The sequence below is a fragment of the Leptothoe sp. EHU-05/26/07-4 genome (assembly GCF_043421015.1).
Lineage (GTDB): Bacteria > Cyanobacteriota > Cyanobacteriia > Phormidesmidales > Phormidesmidaceae > Leptothoe > Leptothoe turfae.
In genome coordinates, this window is the sequence record NZ_JAXSQV010000005.1 from 633,531 (window position 1) to 646,837 (window position 13,307).

Here is a 13,307-nt window from a genome sequence, read left to right on the forward strand (position 1 = left end):
TCTTACGTTGCGGGATTTACTGTATGCATACCGTTCTGGAATCGATTGCAACGGCTAATCCGCCTTTTCGACTGTCCCAAGCTGACTCGCTGACGTTTATGTCCCAGCTAGAGGGCCTTTCACCACCGGTACGTGCTCGCCTTAAAAAAATCTATGCGAAATCTGGCATCGACTGCCGCTATACCTGTATTCAAGATTATTTAACAGCACCTCCTAATTTCAGTTTTTACCCAGATAACTGGCACCTTACTCCACTTCCAAGCACTGCAGTTCGTAATCAGCTCTACCAAAGCTATGCACCAAAGATTGCCGAATCAGCAGCTTCCCAAGCTATTCAGCAGGCAAGGTTAAATCCCACGTCAATAACCCATCTGATCATCATCAGTTGTACTGGCTTTTCAGCGCCAGGGCTGGATGTGCAATTGATTCAGCAGTTAGGCCTGCGGGCAGATGTTGATCGCACCATCATTGGATTTATGGGCTGCTATGCCGCATTTAATGGGCTGAAGACAGCCCATGCTATCTGTCAGAGTGATCCCCATGCTCGTGTGCTATTGGTTTGTGTTGAACTGTGCACCTTGCATTTCCAGCCAGACGATTCTCTAGAAAGTGTGGTGATTAATGCCCTCTTTGGCGATGGTGCAGCAGCAGCGATTATATCGGCGCAGTCAGATACTGAAGCGGTTGGTAAGCTGGCCTATGTCGATGGCTATAGCCTATTAACCAATGACACCCTAGAGCTGATGAGTTGGACCATAGGAAACACAGGATTTTTGATGACTCTGTCCCCTCAGGTATCTCAGGCGATTGCTCGGTATCTACCGGCGTATCTCACAACGTTGTTAGATCGAAATAACCTGACAGAATCAGCCATCGACTTTTGGGCCGTTCATCCGGGTGGGCGACTGATTCTTGATCAGGTACATGATTTACTACAGCTGGCTGAAGGGACTCTTCAGTCTTCCTATGAGGTATTACGACAATACGGCAACATGAGCTCTGGCACCATCTTATTTGTATTGAAACAGATTCTGTCACAGCAGACTAATTTGAAAAATGGGATTGCCATGGCCTTTGGTCCTGGTTTAACTATTGAGGGGTGTCTCTTTCAACAGGTGGGTGCATGACGATGATTTCTTTTGAAACCCGTACCGATGAAGACGAGTTAATGGATGATTTTTCCATTACGGACAGTCGTTTGACAACGGCCCTTGAACAGCTGCGATTCGTGAATCGATTTTTAGGCGGTTATGGTACCACCATGGCTGTGCTTGCTCCCTGGCTTAAAGCGGCGAACAAGTCATCGGCTGCACCTATTCGCATTTTGGATTTAGGCACGGGCATTGCTGATTTTCCTGAGTATATTGTGCGCTGGGCTGATCAACAGAATCCTGCTGTTGATCTAGAAATTGTTGCCATTGATGCAAATCCTGTCACTGTTGAGTACGCTAACCAAGCTTTGGCAAAAAGATTGCCGGATGCTTTAAAAAACAGAATTCGAGTTGAAGTGGCAGATGCCTTGAATTTACCTTACGATGATGATGAATTTGATGTTGCTATGGGTGCAATGTTTTTGCATCACTTTGCTGAAGAAAGAGCAACGAAGATTGTCAAGGCGATGCAGCGGGTTTCCCGTGGTGGTGTGCTGATCAATGACTTGCATCGTCATCCCCTGGCCTACTTTGGTATTTATACATTGACTCGACTATTTCAGGCATCGGAAATGATGCAAAATGATGGCCCGATTTCGGTGTTGCGCGGCTTTCGTGCCCAGGAATTAGACATGATCGCTCAAAAGGCTGAACTGCCAGCATTCACAGTCCGTTGGTATTGGCCGTTCCGTTGGTTATTGACGACGCTCAAGGTTTAGCGAGCATGATCTATGACGTTATTGTTGTTGGGGCGGGGCTGGCGGGCTGTAGTGCCGCTATTCAATTAGCTCAAGCAGGCTGGCAGGTATTGCTATTAGAGCAGCAACGCTATCCTGCCCACAAGCTCTGTGGTGAATTTTTGTCGGTTGAAGTGATTGCCAATTTTGCCCGTCTTGGGGTTTTAGAGGCGGTGCAACAGATTGGAGCGCATCCCATACATCGGGCATTGGTGACCACAGCAGCTGGGGCCAATTTTGCACAGGACTTACCTGGCACAGCCCTCGGATTAAGTCGATTTCAGCTAGATTCAATATTGTTTAGGCGTGCTGCTGCTGTGGGGGCAATCTGTTGCGATCGCACAACGGTCCGTCAAATCGAAGGGAACTTAGACACTGGTTTTTCTGTGCGTACCACCCAAGGCACCTTTCAAGCTCGGGCCGTACTGGCTGCCTATGGTAAGCGCTCAACGTTAGACACCCAGCTAGATCGCCCCTTTACCCATCGGCCATCCCCCTGGGTTGCATTTAAAGCCCACTGCACCGGGTTAGACCTACCTGGAACCATTGAACTCCACGCCTTCCCTGGAGGGTACTGCGGACTCTCTGCCATCGAGACAGGACAAATTAACCTTTGTTGGATTGGCCATCGCAAAATTCTCCAAGATGCTGACGATCAAAACCTGCCTGATGTGCTTCACGCTAACCCTGTTTTACATGAGCGACTGAGCCATTTGAGCTATGGCCATGCTCAAAAACATCGTCTACGTCAGATCTCCTTTGCCCTCAAAGGTAATTTTGACGGCGACATTTGTATGCTCGGCGATACGGCAGGCATGATTACCCCCCTGTGTGGCGATGGCATGGCCATGGCGTTACGCACGGCTGAATTAGCTACCCCACTGGTGGACACTTTCTTAAAAAGAGAGTTAACAGCTGTTCACTTCAAACAACAATATCAAACCCTTTGGCGGCGAGAGTTTCAGAGTCGTTTGCAGTTAGGGCGTATGCTCCATGCCGGTTTTATTCAACCTCAGCTAGCGCACATCAGCGTTGGCCTGTGCCAGATGTTTCCTACCATGGCTGCATGGGTGATTCGCAATACTCGGGGGGCTACCAGTGAAGAACAGCCGACTATGCAAATCGTAGGATAGCTAACAGCGAGAGTTTTTATTGTCGAATTTTAAGTGTTTGACATAACAGTAGATGGAGGGACTGAGTGGACTATTGATTTTTCTACCGACGCAGTATGCTAAATAAATGTTAACAATATCAAGCACAAGGAACGAAAACGATGGCGATTAAAGTGGGTGACGCGGCTCCAGACTTTACATTGCAGTCCCAAGCAGGAGCGTCGGTAACGCTATCTAGTTTTCAAGGGCAAAAAGCTGTGGTGCTGTACTTTTATCCAAAAGATGACACCCCCGGCTGCACTACAGAGTCCTGTACATTTCGCGATAGTTTCCAAGATTTTCAAGACCTGGGAGCGGAGGTGATTGGCATTAGCAGTGATTCACCAGACTCCCATCAAAAGTTTGCTAGCAAGTACAGTCTCCCCTTTACCCTCGTTAGTGACACTGGCTCGAAGGTCCGTTCTGCTTACGGTGTACCGGCTACTTTAGGGCTGCTACCGGGGCGCGTTACCTACGTGATTGATAAAACTGGGACCGTGCGTCATCTGTTCAATTCCCAGTTCAACCCTAAAAAGCATGTTGACGAAGCCCTGACCGTGTTGAAAGGCCTCAGCTAGCAGACTGTTGGTCGAGCATGTTGCTACTGGGCAATTTGTTGGGTCATCCATGCAATGATAGCCGGTGACCGAGCAGTGAAGGTGATGACATATTCTTGCTTGGTTGCACCCTGCTGCTGCACCTTGGCATAGATGTCAGTTCCTCGAACTTCTGTAGGGGCTGATGGCGTCTGTAGGATAAGTTTGATATTGGTCAGCAGGCTCAGGGGTTCAGTGTCTTCAATGTGCAATAGGGCAGTTTTGGCAGACAGTTTGTAGAGCTTACCAACGTGATGTTGTGCGCCAACTTGTTTGCCTTCTAAGGCAACGTATTCGACTGCAATGGGTGCGCGCAGAGGCTCCAGGTGAAACGTTTCTGTCGTTAGGGATAGGTTGTAGAGGTCACCGCCAATGCCGGTCACATCGTAGATGGTGATGGGACGCTTAATCCCTTTGGGATAGACTTCAACCTTGCTTTGGGTGGCCAGACGATGTTTGTTGATCAAGTCAATTTCTTGGTGGGTGTCTTCAGAAATAAAGATTTGGCCCCCTGTGGTGTAGGACTCAATGCGAAAGGTGAGGTTGACGGCACTACCAATGACGCTGTATTTAGTACGCTTTTCAGAGCCAATATTGCCGACTACGACGTGACCGGTGTTAATGCCGATGCCCATTTCCTGTTCAGGAAATCCTTTGGCCCGCATAGCGGCATTGACTTGAACCATGGCTTGTTGCATTGCGATCGCACATGCTACGGCCCGATCCGGATGGTTATCATTGGCCACAATATTGGGGGCTCCAAAGATCACTAAGATGCCGTCCCCCATAAACTCATCAATGATGCCCTTGTAATCATTGATAACTTCCGACATGTAGCCCAAATACAAATTCAAAATTTTGACAACTTGTTCTGGGGGTAGCTGTTCCGATAATGCTGTAAAGCCCCGCAGGTCGGAGGTGAGAATTGTGATCTTACGGGTTTCTCCACCCAGTTTGAGATTGTCAGGGTTTTCCAACAGATTGGCAACGATTTGGTCGCTCAGATACCGGCTAAACGTGCGGCGAATCTGACTAGCACTGCGGGCCAAATACGTGTTTACCCCAGAGGCTGCTCCAATTAATGCCATGAGCGGTGGCATCACCGGTACCCACCAACCTGCCAGCATCAGAGCATAGGCCCCAAGAATCAGAATAGAGACAATGGCTACCAGCAGAACCATTTGTCTTAGCAGTGTTCGTTTGCCTGGATTCCGCTGCACCCAGGTTACCGTAGCCCCCAGAGCGGCCCATATAAAAATCCAGAGAATTTCCAACGGTTCTGGCCAGGTGCGAATCAAAACTCGACCCTCTAAGGCTGCACTAATAATTTGACTGGTCAGGTTGGCATGGATTTCCACACCGGCCATGGTTTTCGGCAGGGCCAGCATTTTGCTGCTGTGGGGTACAAAGAATCGATCTTTAAGGCTTTCGGCAACAGAACCAATGAGTATCACCCGATCTTTTGCCCAATCGTCGGGCAACTCATTATTGAGCACGTCCCTCAGGGGAACCGTTTCAATCAGCTCGCTGCCACCGCGATAGTTAATTAGGGTTTGATACCCACCTGCGTCGGCTCGCACATAGCCACCATCATTCTTTTCTAAAGGGCGAAAGACTGCGCCATTAAGCTGCCAAAACTCTGTGTCACCGACGGGTTCAGGCCCAATGCCTTCAGCATTTAAATAAAGCAAAGCCAGATATAGGGCAAAGCTCGGGGCCTGATCTCCCTCGGGTGTGGTCACCATCAACAATCCGCGCCGAATGGTGTTGTCGTTGTCAACAATGCCGTCATTGATGCCGATTTGCCCCAATGCTTCCAGGGTTGGGGCCGCATCAATCACATCTCGATCGGCGTTGTCTCCTAAGATTGTGCGAATACCGACCAGATTAGGGGTGTTACGAAAAACCTGATCCAGCTCGGCATGACCTGGCTCTACCGGGACATCCCGAATAATATCCAACCCAATGGCCCTAGGTTCTTGTTGAGCCAGTTTGGTAATCACCTCCGCATAAACGGCATCGGAGAGAATGGCCTGCCCCTGTTCCCGAATATCTTGTTCGTCGATGCCAACAATGGCGATGCGCGGATCTGTTTCCTCAGGTCGCCACTGTAGATACTGATCGTATGTCCGCCATTCTAAAGGCTGCAATATACCGACAGCTCTAATTAGAACTACAAGTAAAGTTACAGTCGGCGTGGCAATGGCCACCCCTCGCCATTGCCACCAGAGCTTTTTCAGGTTCATTAGTCAGCGCTGCGATTGATGCCTTCTAGCAGTCGCTGTAGGTTACCAGAGTCACCACCATTCGGCATAGCCGTAGGTGTGGGTACATCAATGACCGGCTCATCCTGGCCCAAAATGGGTTTCTCTGCTATGGCAGCAAGATCCACTGATGTGAGAAGTTCAGTCCAGGCATTGGGGTTTTGGGGATGCATGGCGGCGGCTAAGGCAATGGTCTCTTGCCATGCGCCTGCAGCTGCATACAGTTCAGCTTGGGCCAGCGGATTGTCTGCTACAGTGTCCAGTTCAGCCAAGAAATCTGGACTCGCATCCACACGCTGAATACCCCCGCCCAATAGCACATCGTCACCGCGATCCTCTGGATCGCAAATTAGGGCAAAGTCCCAGTAGTAAAGGTTGCCGGACTCAAACGTAGAGGTCACTCCGTCTGCCTGGTACCGAGGTAAGTCGATTTGAATGGTGCCTGGGGTATCAGGAAGTTGAAGGGTCTGTTGATACACGTCATCCCCTAGTTCATTCACAATGGTCAACTCTGCCGCTGCGGCTCCCGTTTCTGGAATGTAGAACCAGAGAGCCATGGGGATATCGGTGTCAGCGCCAAATGCGGTTGCGATCGCATTGTGAGGTAGCAATGATGTTAGAGAAGGACGATTTTGTGGATCGAGACAAATTTGACCCCGGGTAGCCAGAGATGGACCCCGGGCAGGGGCCCCCCGATCACGAGTCTGGGGAAAGTTGAGGGCATAGCTGGGACTGGCGGCAGCCACCATGAGGGTGGCCAGCAAAGCTTGAATAAAACGCAAGCGAATAAACATGACGACTTCTTTTCTGACAACCTTAAATAAGCGGAAATTAATCAGTGTTTTTAACCATTTAACTGTTCTTACGATTAGCTACAGGGTTTTCAGAACTTGTTTCGGTAACTTTTGCGTAGACCAGTCGGGAAACTGTCTGTCAAAGGAGATGACAGAATCTCTAACTAAAATCTCTTCAGTAAACTGTTGTAATGGTGTCTGTACGTAGCTCAGGAGCTTAGTGCAGAGCCCATAAACAGTGATCACTAACTCAAGGTACCCTGTAAATTCGCCAGGCACCCATGTCGTCGTTATGACACCTAAAACACCGCAGAAGCCGTTAGTCGTCGTCTACTTCAAACGATACTTCAAGATCAACTGAGCGCTCATTGTCCCGAAGGCCAAAATACCGAGCCTCGATACCCATGATATCCGTGCCAGCATCCAGGGACACCAGGGAAGTAACCGAGCCTAGAGACAGTAGATCTCCGGGTCTTAATTCCACACCTTGGGTGAGTAGTGTGTCCCGCAACCACCGCACCGAATTAATCGGATGACCTAAGAGTGCCGAGCTCTCACCATCAACTAAAAATTGCCCCCGATCGTTGTTCAACACCACTCGAATATTGGCCAGCTGATCCAGGCCGCTATCTCCCGATTCAAGTTCAACTGGGTTTCCCATCACACCGTAGCGAGCCCCTACGTTCACAGCAACTAGGGCTCCAGCATTGACAACGGCATCCTCTTCATAAACCAAATCTGGTAGCTCTAGAAATGGAATGACAGCGTCTAACCCAGCCAGCAATTCTAAATCTGTGTCAGCCTGATTAATGTCGGCACTCCCCACACGCACCATCAGATCCCCTTCTGCTTGGGGGCGGCTGCCAAACTCCAGAGGGAGGGTAGCACCATCTTCAAGCAACATATTTTCTAGCAAAAAACCGTACAAAGGATGGCTAATCCCTAGCTGGGACTGCGCTTTAGTGTTAGTCAACGCCACCTTATAGCCGACTACAGAGCCTTCATCACCAGCGTCGCCGATTAGACGCCGGACAAAACTGAGATGTATCGAATCAATTTGTCGCGATGATAAACCTTCCGTCAAAATCGGGGCTGGGTAGCCAGCTGAGTAATGTTGAAATAGTGAAACCGCCACTAGGTCGGTATAGCTTTGGGCCAAGCGCAGAGGCTGTAGAGTCTGAGGCAAGGGCTCTGCTGCATGGATTGCGGTTGCACCGCCAGCCATGAAAATACCAAGGCCAATACCCTTTAGCCAGCGCCAGTTTTTCATATTTCTTGCCCTTAGTGAACTGCGTAGAAGTGAGGTTGATTTGTTGCTTTGGATGGGTTTGAGTAGAGTTTCTTGCAAAGATAGCGGCTGTGACAGCTATTTCTTGAAGATTACCTACAATACAAAGCTTTTGCCACCATGGTACCCATAGGGGTGACGCCTAACTAACTGGCTTGACGCCCCTTGCCCTGTAGCTTTCCAATTGGTTGCTATGCCCTCTCCATTGCGTCTACCAATCCTCACAGGCATTTTGTTAATGTATATAAAGACATCTACGATCACTCCCATAGGCGATGGTTCGACCGTTATGTCCGTTGTCTTAGAGAAGTCATAACTTATGAAGGCGGTAGTTTTGAATGCGACCGTTCAGGCGGCCTCTGCGTCACCTGCGGTGACAAAAGAAAAGGCAAAGCAAATCACTCGGCAGCCGTATCCTAACTACAAAGTTATTGTGCTTAATGATGATTTCAATACGTTTCAGCATGTGGCGGAGACGTTAGTAAAATATATTCCCCACATGACGCCAGATCAGGCTTGGAAGCTGACGAATCAAGTACACTACGAAGGGCAAGCGACTGTTTGGGTCGGTCCGCTGGAGCAGGCGGAGCTTTACCACAGTCAATTGATTCGAGCTGGCTTGACCATGGCCCCTTTGGAGAAAGCTTAGGCATGGGCTCTACCCACAGCACTAACCATGGGCGGGTTGTCCTCAACCACTCCACCCACATCCCTGGGCTGATTCCTATCCTGCAAAAGCTTTCCACCCATCCTCAAATTAAAACCTTAACTCCGGCTGTGATTACTTGCGGTCGCTCCAATGCACCAAAGTTTCGCTTAAAGTCATCGGTCCCGATTCGCGGTGGGTTTAAGCTGATTGCCCGCAAAGGCAAGTCGATTCAAGAAGTATTTGTGATTACCGATCTAAGCGCTGAGCAGTTAGCCGCAGCCATCGAGGCGGTAATTTAAGCGGTAATGGTAAGTTAAAGGGCGGTGTGAATCGTCAGGCGTCAATCGTGAACCCCAAAATGCAGGGTGGGCACTGCCTATCCCATACCGAACACCCTAATACTGACTATCAACAGGAAGGAAAAGCACGATTTGCGATCGCAAACGCCTTTTATCGTTCCTCCAGCCAAATAGGACGCGATTTAGCTGTACTGGCCGCCGCTATCTATCGTCAACAGCAGGGGCAATTGCGCGTCATTGATGCCATGACCGGCTGCGGTGTCCGCCCGCTACGCTACCATCTAGAAGCTGGGGCTGACTGGGTTTGGGCCAACGAAGGTAACCCTGAACTCAAAGCAGTACTGCGCAAAAACCTGCGCCATGGCATGGCACCTGAGGCTTACTGCATTACCCACCAGGATGCCAACCAGCTATTTTTTAGCTGTGCGCAAAAGCAAGACTATTACGACCTCATTGATATTGACAGCTTTGGTAGCCCCACACCATTTATCAATACGGCACTGTGGGCAATTAAGCTGGGGGGACTGCTCTATCTCACCAGTACCGATGGCCGTACGACCGGGGGCCATGCCCTGACGAAAAGTGTGCAGATCTATGGAGCCTGTGCTCGAAACCATCCTGCGGTGCACGAGCAAGGTCTGCGGCTGCTGATTGGTTGTGCGGCTCAGCAAGCGACCTCTAGGGGGTTTCACATTGAGCCGGTGTTTTCTATTTTTAACGGTTTTATCCACCGAGTGATGGTGCGAGTTGTCACGGGCTCCTGGCAAGATGAACACTATGGGTTTTTAGCCTATTGCCATAGCTGTGGGCAGTTTCGTTCAGCCAACTGGCGACAGTTAGGCCAACTCAACTGTGGGGCCTGTGGGGCACCGCCTGTGGTCAGCGGTCCCATGTGGTTGGGACCGCTGCATGATGTGGACTATGTGGGCCAAATGGCCGTCTTAGCCACCCAATGGCATTGGCCCCAGCGGATTCAACGATGGTTGGCGGTGATGCTACAAGAAGCTGCGATGCCCCCCTACTACTATCCACTGGCGGAGATTGGTCGGCGAGGGCAGATGGATATTCCTGCTAGGGATCGATTGATTAGGGGAATTTGCGATCGCTCAACTGGTAACAATTATTGTGCTACTCGCACGCATCTTGATGCCCAAGCCATTAAGACCAATGCGCCATTAGCAGTGTGTTTGGACATTGCGAAACGCCTGCAAAATAAATAGGTATATCTCCCATGGCGTATAACGTGGGAGAACAAAAAATGCTATAGCATTTTTTGCAAAGCAGAGAGAAGTTTTGTATTTTTTACATCCTCTTCTAGCTGTTGAAATACTGAATCCATATCCACTTGACTGAGCTCTTCTTGGCCAAGCGGTGTGATCTGATAGATAGCTGGTTTCTCAGGCTCTGAAGTGTGTCTGAGCCAACCTTGGTTAACCAGGTGCTTAAGCGTGTTTAGCAAATCAGGAAACAAACCTAGCTGATAGTTAAACAACTGTGATAACGGATAGTATCGTTGGAAACGACTATTGGAGGCGATGAGAGCCACGAGTAGAAAGTTCAAGGCATCTGATTTATTATCTATGGTCTTTTGAATATCGGAGATATTAGATGTCATGTATTAAATCTGGTGTATAAAATGAAGCTCGACAAAATCCAAGTATTGTATACACCCTGATTCTTCTGATGGAAGGCGGTTTGCTCCTTTTAGGAGACATCTCAATGGTGATATTAGTTCCTCCAGAGAATAAAGGTATAGGGTTGCTAGCCAAGTCTTATGGGAGTAACTTATACAGATGTCTCGGCCTGTTTCAGGGTTTGGGCGTTAATCTTAAGTGGGTAATCGAAAAACATCAGCAAAAACAGCATCCGTTCCCACCCGTCGCGTTTCAGCCGGTCGATCGTACACCACCATTAGGCTGTCTTTATATCCCAAACAGGGAAACAAGGTCATGCCTTCAGCAAAATCACTACCCATCGTGAGGGGAATATCAAATAGAGCTTCTAATTTGTCAGAATCTTTATGCCAGATGCAGTCATCACCATGGTTTAACACATCTTTGAGGCGAAAGATTTGTTGTTCTCCAGAGAGTGTCATGGTGGGGCCAGCTAAGATTAATAAATCACCATCGTGAAAATATAGATCCCGAACCCCCAGGCCATCTAGATCTAAAAAGTGTTTGTGATAGAGCTTGTCTGTCCCTAGACTTTTGAAAGAAAGCACACCTGGTTTCTTCTCCTGTAGTTCTAACTCTAAAATGATTGCCCAGCCCCTTAAAACAGGACCTCTTAAACCTAAAAATACCCTATGGCCAGCAACTGCCATGCCTTCAATGTCTAAGCCGTTGTCTTTGGAGGGTAAATCGATGTCTAAGAAAGGACCGATGTGTTCATCCTCTTTTAAGGCCTGAATTAAAATATTGTTTTCTTTTGTTTTTTGTAAGGCTGCAGCAGTGAGTTCAGTGCCGTCAGATAGCTCACACGATTTAACTAGCTTCCCTTTGATAACAGGGATACGGGCCAACAGGTATCGATTGATATCGTGCTTGATTTTTGCCAGGCGCTGAATATCTTTTTGGGGGTCTTTCCCCTTGGCATTTTTACGTTTGCTACTATGGGAGCCGATCACCCAAAGATAGCCTTCTGAATAACCTAGAGCTTCAATATCAATTTCTGATTCGTTATCAAATAACTCTACAAAGTCCCCGATCTGAAAGACTTGATGATCGCCATAGACACAGCTTTCTAAACGCTGTAGTCGTTCAACGGCTAAACATTCATCTGACCCCACCCAGAGGCTGCCATCGGGAGTCATGGCGACGGCTGATAAATCAGCAATGACATTCTCCGCCTGCTCGCCAAACTGTAGTAAAACTCGACTTAGCAAAAAGCTGTCAGCCATAGAGGGTTGTGCTCCTTCAAGATCTGTTTGAGTATACTGTGGTCAACTTAAGTTTTTGAAGATTTGCAACTGCACCTCTGAGGCCAAGCGCTAAGGCATTAAATAGAGGGGCTAAATCTATTTTGTGGAGGAGGAAAAATCTGATTGTGTTAACTCTACAACAATATGATTTACTATCTAGGAATGCATTTATGCGTTAGTAAAAATCTCTTCTTGTTCGTTAAGCTATGGTAATTCCGACCCAGTACCCCGTCATGGTAATTGGAGGGGCAGAAGATAAGGTCGGTGAACGCAAGATATTGACGAACTTCTTTAATAGTGCCGGCGGGACTCAGGCCGTAATTGGCATTGTTCCCTGTGCCTCTCAGGAGCCCAGTGTCGTTGGCGATCGCTACCGCCGCATTTTCACTCAGCTAGGAGTCAAAGACGTTCATGTCCTTGATATTCGACGTCCCCGCGAGTGTGATGAAGACCGTTGGCTTGAGCTGCTAGATCGCTGTACCGGTATCTTTTTGTCCGGTGGTGATCAGGTGCGCCTATTCAACTTTATTCAGGGTAGTAAGTTTATAACGACACTTAAGAAGCGCCTTAAAACTGGCACGTTAGTCGTGGCTGGAACCAGTGCGGGTGCTGCAGTGATGGGTGAAAAGATGATCTCGGGGGGCAGTAGTGGGGAATCACCCAACCGCTCACTGGTGGATTTGATGGATGGTTTGGGTCTTATCCCTGAGCTTTTGGTGGATCAGCACTTTCATAACCGTAATCGCATGGCTCGGTTGTTGAGTGCGATCGCAGCTAATCCTGACCGACTAGGTATTGGCATTGACGAAGACACCTGTGCTGCTTTCAAAGGCGATGGCACCTTTCAAGTAATCGGCAAAGGCTCTGTCACCATCATTGATCCAAGGGAACTAACCCATACAAACTATCGTGACTCTGGTGACAATTCCCCGTTGAGCCTCCATGACTTAAGAGTCCATATCTTAAGTGAGGGCGACCAATACGACTGTAGGTGCCGCTCAGTTTGTACACCTAATCTTGAAATGGTATCCAAGCTCTAGCGATTATCTGAAGCATGTTTGCTTAACGCCAAAATGGAGTGTTAGCAACCCGTTTAATAGCTTTAAAGATCAATAGATAATCTCCGATCTCATCTATTGTTTCCGAAAATTGCATGCGAGAAATGCATAAATTGCATTATTTGTTTTTTAGTATGTCATGGACTTATAACAAAATGCATGTCTTTGTGATGTTGTTTAACCCGTGTTGTATCATTCAATACAGCTACTCAATGCCCTTTAAGCAAAGCTAATCAGCCTACTTGGCACTCTTTTCAAGCTGAAGGTTTGTTGCAAAGATTGAGGAAAAATGGGAGCTTTTCAAGAAATATTCTAGTCAAAATCTCAGATCATTCACTTAAAATCAGATACATCTGTAGCTGAATTAACAAAAATATAAAAACTTAGTTGACCAGCCTGG

The 13,307-nt window shown here is 48.3% G+C and carries 13 protein-coding genes; 8 read left to right on the forward strand and 5 right to left on the reverse strand.

Features of this window, described 5'->3' with window-relative positions; all coding sequences use genetic code 11:
* Window positions 1–23: 23 nt before the first annotated feature.
* The 4 genes from U2F10_RS21455 to U2F10_RS21470 all read left to right on the forward strand — a co-directional run bounded on the left by U2F10_RS21455 (window position 24) and on the right by U2F10_RS21470 (window position 3,617).
* Window positions 24–1,127 carry a type III polyketide synthase gene (locus U2F10_RS21455; RefSeq protein WP_163696860.1) on the forward strand — a complete coding sequence of 368 codons (1,104 nt, stop codon included), beginning with the start codon at window positions 24–26 and terminating at the stop codon, window positions 1,125–1,127.
* Entirely contained in the window at window positions 1,124–1,870 is a 747-nt protein-coding gene (locus U2F10_RS21460) for a methyltransferase domain-containing protein (protein WP_499873209.1), read from the forward strand. The genes U2F10_RS21455 and U2F10_RS21460 overlap by 4 nt, the downstream gene beginning before the upstream one ends.
* Entirely contained in the window at window positions 1,825–3,021 is a 1,197-nt protein-coding gene (locus U2F10_RS21465) for an NAD(P)/FAD-dependent oxidoreductase (protein ID WP_499873210.1), read from the forward strand. The genes U2F10_RS21460 and U2F10_RS21465 overlap by 46 nt, the downstream gene beginning before the upstream one ends.
* A 140-nt stretch (window positions 3,022–3,161) precedes the next feature.
* Complete coding sequence (locus U2F10_RS21470; protein ID WP_163662201.1) at window positions 3,162–3,617, forward strand: peroxiredoxin; 456 nt, start codon at window positions 3,162–3,164, stop codon at window positions 3,615–3,617.
* Between the two features lie 23 nt (window positions 3,618–3,640).
* Here the strand turns inward: U2F10_RS21470 and U2F10_RS21475 are convergent, their stop codons facing one another.
* The 3 genes from U2F10_RS21475 to U2F10_RS21485 form a co-directional block, all read right to left on the reverse strand.
* Window positions 3,641–5,881: a CHASE2 domain-containing protein gene (locus tag U2F10_RS21475; protein WP_499873211.1), complete on the reverse strand. Its 2,241-nt coding sequence runs from the start codon at window positions 5,879–5,881 to the stop codon at window positions 3,641–3,643.
* Window positions 5,881–6,693 (reverse strand): DUF928 domain-containing protein, encoded by an 813-nt coding sequence (locus U2F10_RS21480; RefSeq protein ID WP_499873212.1) that lies wholly within the window; start codon window positions 6,691–6,693, stop codon window positions 5,881–5,883. Before U2F10_RS21480 ends, U2F10_RS21475 begins: the two co-directional genes overlap by 1 nt.
* Before the next feature lie 319 nt (window positions 6,694–7,012).
* The gene (locus U2F10_RS21485; protein ID WP_163696853.1) at window positions 7,013–7,963 is read right to left on the reverse strand and encodes a 2-keto-4-pentenoate hydratase; all 951 of its coding nucleotides are present in this window, start codon (window positions 7,961–7,963) and stop codon (window positions 7,013–7,015) included.
* 337 nt (window positions 7,964–8,300) lie between these two features.
* Here U2F10_RS21485 and clpS point away from each other — a divergent pair, with 337 nt between their 5' ends.
* The 3 genes from clpS to U2F10_RS21500 are packed head-to-tail and all read left to right on the forward strand — an operon-like array spanning window position 8,301 to window position 10,149.
* Entirely contained in the window at window positions 8,301–8,630 is a 330-nt protein-coding gene (clpS, locus tag U2F10_RS21490) for an ATP-dependent Clp protease adapter ClpS (protein ID WP_006516073.1), read from the forward strand.
* A gap of 2 nt (window positions 8,631–8,632) precedes the next feature.
* The gene (locus U2F10_RS21495; protein ID WP_163662197.1) at window positions 8,633–8,929 is read left to right on the forward strand and encodes a DUF2103 domain-containing protein; all 297 of its coding nucleotides are present in this window, start codon (window positions 8,633–8,635) and stop codon (window positions 8,927–8,929) included.
* Between the two features lie 59 nt (window positions 8,930–8,988).
* Window positions 8,989–10,149 (forward strand): class I SAM-dependent methyltransferase, encoded by a 1,161-nt coding sequence (locus tag U2F10_RS21500; RefSeq protein ID WP_499873311.1) that lies wholly within the window; start codon window positions 8,989–8,991, stop codon window positions 10,147–10,149.
* 41 nt (window positions 10,150–10,190) lie between these two features.
* Here U2F10_RS21500 and U2F10_RS21505 read toward each other — a convergent pair whose 3' ends face one another.
* Both U2F10_RS21505 and U2F10_RS21510 read right to left on the reverse strand, forming a co-directional pair.
* Window positions 10,191–10,544 carry a hypothetical protein gene (locus U2F10_RS21505; RefSeq protein WP_499873213.1) on the reverse strand — a complete coding sequence of 118 codons (354 nt, stop codon included), beginning with the start codon at window positions 10,542–10,544 and terminating at the stop codon, window positions 10,191–10,193.
* Window positions 10,545–10,757: 213 nt separating this feature from the next.
* A complete protein-coding gene (locus U2F10_RS21510) occupies window positions 10,758–11,828 on the reverse strand; it encodes a DUF3616 domain-containing protein (RefSeq protein ID WP_499873214.1) in 1,071 nt (356 codons plus the stop codon).
* 227 nt (window positions 11,829–12,055) lie between these two features.
* Between U2F10_RS21510 and U2F10_RS21515 the strand changes: the two genes are divergently transcribed.
* Window positions 12,056–12,889, forward strand: a complete 834-nt coding sequence (locus U2F10_RS21515; protein WP_499873215.1) for a cyanophycinase — start codon at window positions 12,056–12,058, stop codon at window positions 12,887–12,889.
* Window positions 12,890–13,307: the final 418 nt, after the last annotated feature.

Coding starts and splice junctions, on each gene's coding strand:
- U2F10_RS21505 (WP_499873213.1), bottom strand. CDS start 10,544: ATGACATCTAATATCTCCGATATTCAAAAGACCATAGATAATAAATCA.
- U2F10_RS21470 (WP_163662201.1), top strand. CDS start 3,162: ATGGCGATTAAAGTGGGTGACGCGGCTCCAGACTTTACATTGCAGTCC.
- U2F10_RS21495 (WP_163662197.1), top strand. CDS start 8,633: ATGGGCTCTACCCACAGCACTAACCATGGGCGGGTTGTCCTCAACCAC.
- U2F10_RS21500 (WP_499873311.1), top strand. CDS start 8,989: ATGCAGGGTGGGCACTGCCTATCCCATACCGAACACCCTAATACTGAC.
- clpS (WP_006516073.1), top strand. CDS start 8,301: ATGAAGGCGGTAGTTTTGAATGCGACCGTTCAGGCGGCCTCTGCGTCA.
- U2F10_RS21460 (WP_499873209.1), top strand. CDS start 1,124: ATGACGATGATTTCTTTTGAAACCCGTACCGATGAAGACGAGTTAATG.
- U2F10_RS21455 (WP_163696860.1), top strand. CDS start 24: ATGCATACCGTTCTGGAATCGATTGCAACGGCTAATCCGCCTTTTCGA.
- U2F10_RS21475 (WP_499873211.1), bottom strand. CDS start 5,881: ATGAACCTGAAAAAGCTCTGGTGGCAATGGCGAGGGGTGGCCATTGCC.
- U2F10_RS21515 (WP_499873215.1), top strand. CDS start 12,056: ATGGTAATTCCGACCCAGTACCCCGTCATGGTAATTGGAGGGGCAGAA.
- U2F10_RS21510 (WP_499873214.1), bottom strand. CDS start 11,828: ATGGCTGACAGCTTTTTGCTAAGTCGAGTTTTACTACAGTTTGGCGAG.
- U2F10_RS21480 (WP_499873212.1), bottom strand. CDS start 6,693: ATGTTTATTCGCTTGCGTTTTATTCAAGCTTTGCTGGCCACCCTCATG.
- U2F10_RS21485 (WP_163696853.1), bottom strand. CDS start 7,963: ATGAAAAACTGGCGCTGGCTAAAGGGTATTGGCCTTGGTATTTTCATG.